Raw genomic sequence first — 9,470 nt, 5'->3', positions numbered from 1 at the left:
GGCCCTTTCGCGTTTTGTCGCGGAGGGCTTTTCGCTTTTTAGCCCCCGCGGCGCAAAAGTCCGAAGCCGTAGCCGTGGGACGATGTCAGCAGGTGTCCGCCTCCCCACAGCAGGCTGCGGGTGCTGCCGATGCCGAGCACCAGGGCGATGAACGGATCCACCAGGCAGGTCTTCATCAAGAAGGCGGTGCTGTCGAGGCCAAAACCGAGATTGAAGACGTAGTTGTGGGCACCCAGCCCCAGCAGGATGTAGTAGCTGAAGTAGGCGGTGCAGATGCCGGCGAAGCCTGCCGCCCAACCGAGGATGGACCGGTTGCCCACGGGCAATAGGCTCGCGGCGAGGCACAGCGGTGCGAGGGTGGCCGAGACCATCAGCGCATACTCCAAAGTCGGCACGGTGTTTTTTTGCCACGAGAGGAGCAGGACCATCCACCCGTCGACGGTGGCGTCGCGGGCAAACAGGGAGCGCGTGGCGCTCACGGCGGTGTAGGGATCGACAGTACCGCTGAAGACCCGGTCGATTTCTTGGGCGGCGCTCTCGAACGCTTCGCTGGTGGTCACCCGCGAACGCACGACGGCGAGGACGGCCTGCACATCGCCGCGGCGCTCGGCGAGGCAGGGTTTGAATTGGCCCACCGGCAGGGTGGCGCACTGGTTGTAGAGATTGCGCACCAGTTGCTCCATGCCCACCCGATACTCGGCCAGCAAGATGGTGTCGTGCAGATCGAGCGGTCCGGTGGCGGTGGACAGCGTGGTCAGCTCCCGGCCGCTGTAGTTGGAGACGATGTCCACCAGCGTGTAGGGCACGGTGCGGGCGGAGTTGATCCAGCCTGCCAGGTTGCTGGTGCCGCTGCCGGTGTGTACCAGCCCAAAGATCACCAGCAAGGGCCAGAGGAGTTCCGACAGGGCGGGGGTAGAATCCTCTTCGATGAGGCCGCGCAAGAAAAACGCCCCCCAAACCAGCAGCGCCAGCCCCGCCACCACCCCGGCCGCCGCCTCCAGACCCCGCCACAGGCCGCTGCTAAACAGGCTCTGCCACAGGCCGTCCCAGTACAAGCGATTCTGGGAGGCCGCCTGTTGGGCGAACTGCGCGAGCCCTTCCGCGGCGCTATCCGGGGTGGTCCAGGCGAAAAGAAAGCTCACCGGGGCGCCTCGGCGGTCGAAGTTTTCCAGGCGAAGGTTTCGCCGGCGGCAAAGGCGGCGGCGGCGGTGGCGAGGGCCTGCTGCGAGCGCTGGTGGTAGCGGTCGCGCACCTGTTCGTCGAAGGCTTCGCCGACATCGGAGACGAGCATCTGGAGGTTGCCCAGGCCGCCCACGAAATCGGTCTGGAGTTTGAGCGATTCGAGCGAGGTCGAGACGATCGACGTATTGACCAGGGCCATCTGCTGGTTCATCTGCTTGAGGGCGTCCTGGGTGGAGGGGGCGGCCTCGGCGGTGCTCGCGTAGGTGACGGCGCGGTTGGCGGAATCTTTGAGCTTGGTATGGAACTGGTCGTTGTTCTTCTGGATGCGCGTCTGGCTTTCGGCGGAGAGCCGGTCGGTCTGGGTGGCGCGCGCCAGGGCGCGGTTGCTCTCGCGGGTCACCAGATTGCGCATCAGCGCCCTCGGGGCAAAAGGACCGAGGTTGAACGGGTCGCCGTTGTCGTCCTCGTTGAGGCTGAGCCCGAGGGCAAAGGTGTCGGGCAGGCCCAATTCTCCAAGAAAATCATCGAATTCGAGATCTTCGAGCTCGCCGTAGAGGGCTTCCATCTGCTCTTGATAACTGGCGCTAATCGTTTCGTAGGTCGAATCCTGCACGCTCTTGATAAAGGCGAGCAGGTCGTTGACGTAGGTTTGCAAAGGCTTGGGCGCCTGCTGGGCGGCGGCGGCGGCGGCCATCAGCAGACCCACGGCAAACACGAGACCGAGGATTTGGATACGGGCAAATTTTTGCATGGGCGAGCCACCGACGGGGAGGTACCCCCCACTACTAGGCGACGCAATGGGTGTGCCACAACCGCATCGGTGCGACCGGACAGCAACCGGACATCAGGGGTTCGCGCGCGTGCGGATTTGCTGCTTGAACTCGCGCACAGCGGCGGATTGTCCGATTTCCAGCCCCTGCAGCACCAGGCTACTCAGTTGTTGCACCGCAAAACCCGGCAGTACCCGGCTGTGGTCCGCCTCGACGTACTCTCCGTCTATCAGGTGCTGGACGATCAATCCCTGGCCGCGCCAAGTCCATACCTCCGGTATCCCCAGCCGCCGGTAAATCGCCAGACGCACACGCGAGGAGCTGGAAACATCCACTTCGACTGCCAGATCCGGCGGCGGGCTCACCTGCAAATCGATGCGCTCAACGCCGAGAATCTCTGACTGGTGCGCTATGTAGTAACACTCGTCGGGTTCGATCGCTCTGGCCAGATCCGGCCTACGCATGGTCCACGAGCCTATGCCTTCCACCGCAATGTCCATCTCGTCAGCCCAGGCTTCGATAAATCGCGCGATCAGTTTTTTAATTTTTTCGTGGATGTTGAGAGGGCTCATGATCTCCAGCACCCCCTGGTCATAGGCCAGGCGGATTGCCCGGCTTTCTCCCAACTCGTCAAGGAGCCGCTCAAAAGTCTCCCAGCTGATTCCCTCCAGCCAGATGCGTTGCTCGCCTGTCTGCAGTAGTGCTGCCGTCAACATTGCCTTGAGCCTCCAGCGTTGCCATCAAGATAGCAAACTCGTACTGAACGCTTGGCGGGTATTGCGCCCGATTCGGAAACAGGATAGGGGGATGGGAGTGCTGCCTCAATGGGGCAGAACAAGGCGCGCTGCTGGTGCCGGGGGTGCGGATCAGCCCGGCGGGGGCGAGGGGTGAATCGCCAGGCCAAGGGTGAGCTTGCCGGCTTCCACTTCGCAAGTCTCGATGCCGATTTCGAGTGTGGCCGCACCGAGGCGCAGGTGCAAGAAATTCAGCGCCCCGCTACCCGCACAGGTGGTTGCCTGGAGTTTCAAAGGAGTGCGCCCGGCAGCCTTCGCCTCGCAAAATATGCCTTCCAACTCCAGCAAGCCGGGTTGGAGGCGCATCGCGAGTTGTTCGACTGCGCCTGCAATCGAACGCTCCCCCAGCTGTAGCGAGAGCATCTGCAAATTGCCCTGTACCCAGGGGGAGGCGAGTAAACCGTTGATGCCCGCAAGCGGCAACAGCACGCGGGCCAGGGCACGCTCGACATGGGGAAGCCGGATACGGGCAAACGCAAGGCTACCGGAGCGGATATCGACCCCGGCGCTGGTGTCGTCGCGCGATTCTGGGTCGAAATGCACCTCGGCCTCGACCGCCAGTTCGTCCTCACCAGGCTTGAGATCAAGCAACGCCAGCGCGATTTGGCCGAACTGCACGCGCACATCCTGAAGACACAGGCTACTTTCCCGTTCGCCGGGGCAGGGTGTCGCTGCCAGGGTCAGCCGCTCGCGCCGGCCGGATTCGTGCAGCAGCAGTTCGACTGTTAGTTGCAGCCGGCCGCTCTGGTGCAGATGGATTTGGAGCACATCCACCGCCACGTTCACCGTCTGCCCGTCGGCGCGGAGGACCAGATTCTGGAGGTTGCCCCGCCTTCAGTGAAGGGCTGGCGGCGGTGAGAATCGATTCTCCCGGGTGGGGCTACATCGACCGCACAGGAAAAGTGGTGGTGGAGCCAAAGTACATCCGGGCCTGCGATTTCAAAGATGGGATAGCCCGGGTGCGGACGTTCGACCTGTACAACAAGCGCATAGACAGAACCGGGCGCGAATTGCCCCGATGACTTGGCTTCAGCAGCCTGCTCAAAGGGATTGCGGCTCGATGGGAGGCCCGCCCGTTTCCTGCGGAAGAAATGCGTCGTCGACGATCTGCGTCGTACTGTACGGGCAGCTCTTGCCGACGAGGCTGCGAGGCAGTTCGGTTTCGCGTTCAAAGCTGAAGGTGGCCCCTATGAAAGCAACTGGAACCAGTTCTTCCAGCAAAGGCCGCAAGCTTGGGCTTTCGTGAAAAAGCCTGGAGATCCGATAGCGCTGCTCGGCGATCGTCGCCAGCCAACTTTTGGAGCGTTTTTCAGCTTGATACTGCCACTTGAGCAAATGCAGGATCAACACCTCCAACCGGCTTTCGAGCGCTCTGCGTTCAGACCTGCCCAAGCTTTCCAACTCCTCAGCAAGGTTTTCAAGATCCAGCCTGTCCAGGCGGCCTTCGCGCAAAAGCGTCGCCTGCGCAAACGCCCAGGCATGGAAGTCCTCGTCGTAGCCGACACGTTCGCGGGTTTCAGTGTCCACGGGCTCTCCCTGGTTCATGTTTCAAAGGTAGCCGAATGGCACTCAGCAGCCCGCTTGCACCAAGAGGTCATCGACGCGCTCGCGCCGGACGGCTGCTGCGCGAGCACGCGGAAGGCTATGCCCGATTAATCGGCTCAGCAGGAAGCGTCGCCAATTTGGGCACCTAGATGTGATCTTTTGTTCATATTTTGTGGTAGTCTGTTGCTGTCGCAATCCAATGCGACAGCGACCGCGAACGACACGCCTTGTCAGGCAAAGGAGCGATCAGATGGGTAACCCTGTCGTCTATTTCGAGATCGGCTGCCGCGACAGCAGCAAGACCGCCGAATTTTTTGCGCAGGTGTTCGGCTGGAAAGGACTGCCCGAAGGTCCGGCAGTCTCTATCCGGACCGGCAGCGAGGAGGGCATCCAGGGCATGATCAACTCCCTCGGCCACGAACCCCACAATTACGTGACCTTTTACATACAAGTCGAAGATCTGCAGGCTGCCCTCGACAAAGCCGAATCTCTCGGAGGCAAGACCTGCATCCCACCGACGGAAGTGCCCGGCAGCGGTCACTTCGCCTGGATGAGCGATCCCGAAGGCAACACTATCGGTCTCTGGAAACCGCTTCAGCCGTAGTTTTCGGTTGAAATTAGTGGGCCATACTCAACAAAGATGAGCACTATGCCTACGCCGTGGCGCTATGATTCCGAGTGGCCGAACATAGCGTGCGTCCGCTACTCATTTCGGACTTGGAGCTGCACCTATCTTTTGGAGGAACCGATGGCAGTAAAGCGTATCGTAGCCAACATCGCGGCCGATAAGGTTGAGCATGCTGCCGCCTTCTATGCGGACGTTCTCGGATTGCACTTGGTCATGGACCAAGGCTGGATCATGACGTTCGCTGCCAACGGTCGATCTGCGCCGCAGATCAGCATCGCCAGCGAGGGCGGATCGGGCACTCCCGTGCCGGACCTGTCGATCGAAGTGGACGACCTTGACGAGGTCCATCAGCGGGTCGTCGCTAAAGGGCTGAACGTTGAATATGGCCCGACGAGGGAGCCGTGGGCGGTACGGCGTTTCTACGTGCGTGACCCGTTTGGCCGCCTGATCAACATTCTGGCCCACGAATAGCACTGAACGGAGTCGAGCCATCGGCCACGGCGACCGGCGGCGATGTCGAATCTGCAAAGTACGGATTAGGGACGACCAACGCCATCGCGACTGGGACTGTGGGAATATCAAATTGAATTGGGGATGTGCACGACCGCTTGTGTCGGGTTCCCCGTCAAGGAGATGCCCGATGTTGTGGTTGCTGTTGGGCCTGCCGCTGCTGGCCCAGACTCCGGCACCGCCGCCGGTTGAGCCACCCGTTCCTGCGCCGTCTATCGAACCGGCTCCCGTCCTGACGCCCCCGCCGCCGGACGCGGCGACACTCAAAATCGGCGGCTATACGATTTTGACTTTGCGTGGCCCCGACAGTACCGCGCGCGTCGAGCAGGCTCTCCAGCGCTTCGCAAACATCGTGGGCGAAGCGCCCCAGCCGCAGCTATTCGTAGCGGTGCGCGGCAACGACGGCGGAGCGATCATCCTGGTCAACGACCGGGGACTTGTCGAACTGTCCCCCCGCGACACCGCCCCCAACGGTACTTCTCGGGTGCTGCCCATCGCCCGGGTCTGGGCGGGCCGCCTCAAATCGGTGCTCACCAACCCGACGGTCCTCAAGGGTCTGTTCGTCTTCAGCGGCCTGCCCGAGCGCATCGCCTACAACAGCGCCGAGTACGTGCGCGGCCCTGCCCCCGTGCGCGACGTGGGCCGCTTCACCACCGACGGCAGCCGCACCACCCCCGACCCCGAAGGCAAGACCTGGGTGCTCTTTTGGGATTCGCAACTGCCCCTGCCGCAACCGACCCTTTATATGCTCAACCGCTATCGCGAGTACGTGCCTTATACCCGTCAGTAAACTGACCCGATTTCGTAAGATGGTGGGCAGTCGATTTGCTTTCTCTATGCCCCCAACCCGCTCCCGCCGCCTGTTTCTGGGCTGGTTCGGGACCACCCTGCTCTCCAGTTGCACAGCCACTGCCCCGGTGTCGAGCGCTGGACCCGACTGGGTGCTCGTCCGGCAGCGGGGGTTTTTGCGCACCGCCGCCGATCCACTGGTGGGGGCGCCGTATTTTTTCAAGCGCGCGGGCGAGTACACAGGTTTTGAGTGGGAGATCCTTTCGGCGCTGTGCCGCCAGTTGCGCGTAGGGCTGGAGATTGTGGAGGTGGCCTGGCCGGAGCAACCTGATGCGCTCGTCGCCCAGAAAGTCGATTTGTTGCTCAATGGTCATGAATTGCCGCCCTCCGGTGAAGCGGACACCCCCCGCCCGCCTTTCGAATCCACCCGGCCCTACTACCTGAGCAGCCAGCAGTTGCTGGTGAGTGCCCCGGCGGCCGAGGCCCCCGCCAACTTCGCGGCTCTGGCGGGCCGACGGGTAGGGGTAATCGACCAGAGCGGCGGCTGGGCCTTGGTAAGCGCTTACAACCGCAAAAGCTCACCGCCCATCTCTGTGGCGGGCTTTCGCAATTTGCAGGATCTGCTTGCGCAGTTGGAAGGGGGTGGGTTGGACATGGCGCTTATCGAAGCGCCGGTGGCCGCCTGGCAGGCGAGGCAACACAAAGGCTGGCGACGGGTGGGGCCGGGGTGGCTGCCGGTGGCGCTCGTGGGGCTGGTGCGTACCCAGGACCGATCGACCCGCGAACAAATCGATCTGGCCCTCGGCAAACTGGTGGCTGCAGGTCGGTTGCAAGCTATTCTGCGGCGCTGGGGACTTTGGAACGAACTGCAGAACCGATTGGTGTTTTGAGTTGCCCCTGCTGATGGTGTGGTCTGTTGGCTTTGCACGATAGTCTGTGGAGCGAGAGGCGGAACCCCCTTCGGGTTCCCCTCTCGCGCTCTCCAGCCTCCCCGCGTCGAGGGGCTGCCGGCCCCCCGACACCCCCCGGACTTCAGGGCACGGTGGGGTGCGAGACTTGGCGGGTGGGATGGGCTTATTCTTCCAGTGCGTGCACGACGCGTGTCGACTGCGGCGAAGCGGTTCGCTGGTCGTTGGGCTGCAAATGTCTTCTCTTCAATCCACCCCCAGCGTCATCAGCAAATACGCATAATCAAAGGCGACTTCTTTGAGGGCGTCGTAGCGGCCCGAGGAACCGCCGTGGCCAACGCCCATGTTGGTCTTGAGCAACAACACGTTGTTGTCGGTTTTGCGCTTGCGCAGTTTGGCTGCCCACTTGGCGGGTTCCCAGTAGGGTACCTGGGAGTCGTTGATGCCGGTGGTAAGCAGCAAGTTGGGGTAAGCCTTCGCCTCGATATTGTCGTAGGGCGAGTAGGAGCGGATGTAGCGGAAGTATTCGAGTTCGTTCGGATTGCCCCACTCTTCGTACTCGCCCACGGTTAGGGGCAGGCTCGGGTCGAGCATAGTGTTCACCACATCGACGAAGGGCACCTTGGCGATCGCCGATTTGAACAGTTCCGGCCGCAGGTTGACAACCGCCCCCATCAATAATCCCCCGGCGCTGCCACCGTAAATGGCCAGCTTTTCGGCAGTAGTGTACTTTTCTGAAATTACTGACTCGGCGCAGGCAATAAAATCGGAGAAGGTGTTTTTCTTTTTGAGCAACTTGCCGTCGTCGTACCAGGCGCGGCCCATCTCTCCGCCCCCCCGGATGTGGGCAATCGCAAAGGCGAAGCCGCGCTCGAGCAGGCTCAGCCGGCCGCTCGAAAAGCCCGGGTCCATGCTGATCCCGTAGGCGCCGTAGCCGTAGAGCAGCAGCGGTTGGGTGCCGTCTTTGGCCCGGCCCTTTTTGTAGACCAGCGAGATCGGCACGCGCTCACCGTCCGGGGCCACGGCCCACTGCCGCTCGCTGGTATAGAGCGCCGGGTCGTAGCCGTAGACGGTCTCCTGCTTTTTAAGTTCGCGGGTGCGGCGGCGCAGGTCGTAGTCGTAGACCGAGGACGGGGTGACTAGCGAAGTGTAGGTGAAGCGCAACTGCTCGGTGTCGAACTCGGGGTTGCGCGCCGGGAAGAACGTGTAGACCGGCTCGTCAAAGGCGACCGGCTGGAACGCCTGGGCCGCGAAGTCGTAGACGCGCATGCGCTTGAGGGCGTTCTCGCGCTCGTAGACTACCATGTACCCCTTGAACAGGTCGATGCCGTCGAGTTTGACGTCGCTTCTGTGGGGTAGTCGTTCCTGCCAGTTGGCGTGGGCGGGATCGGCCACCGGCGCCTGCAACAGCTTGCCGTTTTTGGCGTTCTCGTCGGTGAGGATGTAGAAGCGGTCGCCGCGATGATCCACCGAGTAGAGTACCCCTGTCCGGCGCGGTGCAAAGGTTATAAAGCGGCCGGTCGGATCGTCGGCTCGCAGGTAGGAGACTTCGGAGGTCTGTTTGCTGACGGATGTGGCGAGCAAGTAAGCATCGCTGCGGGTCTTTTCCAGACTCAAAATGAACAACTCGTCTTTTTCTTCGAGGGCGACCGGATCGGTTTTAGGCTCAGTGCCCAGGGTGTGGCGACAGATGCGGTAGGGGCGGTTGGCGGCGTCCTGGACGGTATAGAAAAGCGTCTTGTTGTCGCCGGCCCAGTCGAAGCCGTAGCCGCTCGCGTTGGTCAGTTGTTCGGCCAGCGTTTCGCCGGTTTTGAGGTCTTTGATAAAGATCGTGTAGACTTCCGCACCGGTGGTAGTGACGCTGTAGGCGATGAAGTGCTGGTCGGGGCTCATCTGGTACGTACCGATGCGAAAGTAGCTCTTGTCCCTGGCCAGTTCGTTCTGATCGAGCAGGATCGCTTCGGCCGCTTCGAGGCTACCCGGTTTGCGGCAGAGAATCGGGTATTGCTTGCCTTCTTCGGTACGCCGGTAGTAGTAGTATCCTCCCCACAGTTCCGGTGCCGTCAGGTCGGTTTGCTTGATGCGGGCGAGCATTTCGGCATAAAGCGTCTGCTGCAACTGCTCAGTCGGTTGCATAACCGCCTCGGTGTAGCGGTTTTCCGCCTCCAGGTAAGTAATGACAATTGGGTTATCCTTCTCGCGCAGCCAGAAGTAGTCGTCCACCAGGGTTTCACCGTGGAGGGTCCGGCTTTTGGGGATCACTTCGGCAATGGGTGGTTTCATTGGTGATTGTCCAGGAGATGCAGTGAGTGCAGCAAAGACCCGTGACGGCCCCAGGCCCGCA

Annotated in this window: 11 protein-coding genes; 5 read left to right on the top strand and 6 right to left on the bottom strand. The window is 61.8% G+C overall.

Translation table 11 applies throughout. From position 1 onward, the window contains the following. Positions 1-38 precede the first annotated feature (38 nt). The 4 genes from GLL_RS00705 to GLL_RS00690 all read right to left on the bottom strand — a co-directional run bounded on the left by GLL_RS00705 (position 39) and on the right by GLL_RS00690 (position 3,532). Complete coding sequence (locus GLL_RS00705; protein ID WP_011140142.1) at positions 39-1,142, bottom strand: hypothetical protein; 1,104 nt, start codon at positions 1,140-1,142, stop codon at positions 39-41. Continuing rightward, the gene (locus GLL_RS00700) at positions 1,139-1,933 is read right to left on the bottom strand and encodes a hypothetical protein (RefSeq protein WP_011140141.1); all 795 of its coding nucleotides are present in this window, start codon (positions 1,931-1,933) and stop codon (positions 1,139-1,141) included. Before GLL_RS00700 ends, GLL_RS00705 begins: the two co-directional genes overlap by 4 nt. A 93-nt stretch (positions 1,934-2,026) precedes the next feature. After that, positions 2,027-2,668, bottom strand: coding sequence for a Uma2 family endonuclease (locus tag GLL_RS00695; protein ID WP_011140140.1), 642 nt, complete (start codon positions 2,666-2,668; stop codon positions 2,027-2,029). Positions 2,669-2,818: 150 nt separating this feature from the next. Then, positions 2,819-3,532, bottom strand: coding sequence for a hypothetical protein (locus GLL_RS00690; RefSeq protein ID WP_164928435.1), 714 nt, complete (start codon positions 3,530-3,532; stop codon positions 2,819-2,821). Positions 3,533-3,600: 68 nt separating this feature from the next. Between GLL_RS00690 and GLL_RS23570 the strand changes: the two genes are divergently transcribed. Then, positions 3,601-3,768 carry a WG repeat-containing protein gene (locus GLL_RS23570; RefSeq protein ID WP_164928434.1) on the top strand — a complete coding sequence of 56 codons (168 nt, stop codon included), beginning with the start codon at positions 3,601-3,603 and terminating at the stop codon, positions 3,766-3,768. A gap of 19 nt (positions 3,769-3,787) precedes the next feature. Here GLL_RS23570 and GLL_RS00680 read toward each other — a convergent pair whose 3' ends face one another. Beyond that, complete coding sequence (locus GLL_RS00680) at positions 3,788-4,273, bottom strand: DUF29 domain-containing protein (RefSeq protein WP_231848298.1); 486 nt, start codon at positions 4,271-4,273, stop codon at positions 3,788-3,790. A gap of 268 nt (positions 4,274-4,541) precedes the next feature. Between GLL_RS00680 and GLL_RS00675 the strand changes: the two genes are divergently transcribed. The 4 genes from GLL_RS00675 (at position 4,542) to GLL_RS00660 (ending at position 7,108) form a co-directional block, all read left to right on the top strand. Beyond that, a complete protein-coding gene (locus GLL_RS00675; RefSeq protein ID WP_164928433.1) occupies positions 4,542-4,895 on the top strand; it encodes a VOC family protein in 354 nt (117 codons plus the stop codon). A 144-nt stretch (positions 4,896-5,039) separates the two neighbouring features. Beyond that, positions 5,040-5,390 (top strand): VOC family protein, encoded by a 351-nt coding sequence (locus tag GLL_RS00670; protein ID WP_011140136.1) that lies wholly within the window; start codon positions 5,040-5,042, stop codon positions 5,388-5,390. Positions 5,391-5,559: 169 nt separating this feature from the next. Then, on the top strand, positions 5,560-6,219 hold the full coding sequence (locus GLL_RS00665; RefSeq protein ID WP_164928432.1) for a hypothetical protein: 660 nt from the start codon (positions 5,560-5,562) through the stop codon (positions 6,217-6,219). Positions 6,220-6,265: 46 nt separating this feature from the next. Beyond that, positions 6,266-7,108 (top strand): substrate-binding periplasmic protein, encoded by an 843-nt coding sequence (locus tag GLL_RS00660; RefSeq protein WP_164928431.1) that lies wholly within the window; start codon positions 6,266-6,268, stop codon positions 7,106-7,108. 264 nt (positions 7,109-7,372) lie between these two features. On the opposite strand, the gene GLL_RS00655 is transcribed toward GLL_RS00660, so the two are convergent. Further along, a complete protein-coding gene (locus GLL_RS00655) occupies positions 7,373-9,409 on the bottom strand; it encodes a S9 family peptidase (RefSeq protein ID WP_011140133.1) in 2,037 nt (678 codons plus the stop codon). Between the last annotated feature and the right edge of the window lie 61 nt (positions 9,410-9,470).

It is taken from the genome of Gloeobacter violaceus PCC 7421 (genome assembly GCF_000011385.1).
GTDB classification, from domain to species: domain Bacteria; phylum Cyanobacteriota; class Cyanobacteriia; order Gloeobacterales; family Gloeobacteraceae; genus Gloeobacter; species Gloeobacter violaceus.
This window is presented reverse-complemented; position numbering and strand designations above follow the sequence as displayed.